The following is a 793-nucleotide window of genomic DNA, read 5'->3' as shown; positions in this document are numbered from 1 at the left end:
CCTCTTCCATGTAGCGCCGGATGTATTCCCAGAACGCCAAGAGTTCGGAGGCGTTACGGGTTGGCTTGCCCACGAAGGTGATTTCGAAGTCGTCCTTGAGATGGCCGTCGGCGTCACGGACGGAGTGAGTTTCTTTGTCCCATCCCAGCATGACGAAGCCTCCCGTGCCGTCCAGTTCGGACATCTTCGGGTTGATGCAGACTTCGGCGGTGTCCCAGTCCAGTGCGACGATGCCTCCCAGGTGTTTGGGGCGAAGCAGGTAGATCTTGCGGGTGACGCGGTTGAAGCGGACGATCAGGCGTCGGGCGGTGAAAATTTCAAGTCGCAGGTAGCGGAAGACATATTTTATATATAGATACAAAGAAACTATGGGGATTAATGGAATGGTGTTCATTGCAATATAGTCAGTAATCTCCAGTGGATCCGTGGTGCCTTTGTATTCATTCCAGTAATGTACTGTAATTGAAAAAATAACCATTACAACCATCCAAACCAAAAGTGCTCCACAAGTGCCCGCTATTAACGTAATTAATCCGCGTTTTTCATCATTCGGTGTACGCACATCAATGTAGGTGGAGTTGTAGTCGTAAAGGGACTGGTTATCTGTAATTGCTTTCGAAACGGCCTGTGATACGCGGATTGGAGGCAGCTTTTCTTCGTTCGCTGTTTGTTGGTCAGCTTCTTTCGCCAATGCTTCGTAATCAGTCGTCGCACGTCCGTCATACATGAGCCATTCAAAAAAATACATTAGAGGGTTGCCTCGATAGCTTTGTGGAAATTTATCAGTTCTTGC

The 793-nt window shown here is 48.5% G+C and carries 1 protein-coding gene; it reads right to left on the bottom strand.

What is annotated here, in order from left to right; genetic code table 11:
* Nucleotides 1–748, bottom strand: a 748-nt coding sequence (locus tag BSF44_RS29225) for a DUF6708 domain-containing protein (protein WP_095946432.1), incomplete at its 3' end; no start/stop codon positions are given.
* Between the last annotated feature and the right edge of the window lie 45 nt (nucleotides 749–793).

Origin of the sequence: Pseudomonas sp. ACN8 (genome assembly GCF_002303925.1) — a bacterium.
Classification (GTDB): Bacteria; Pseudomonadota; Gammaproteobacteria; order Pseudomonadales; family Pseudomonadaceae; genus Aquipseudomonas.
Note: the sequence above shows the minus strand (reverse complement) of the source record. Positions and strands in the feature narration are given on the sequence as shown.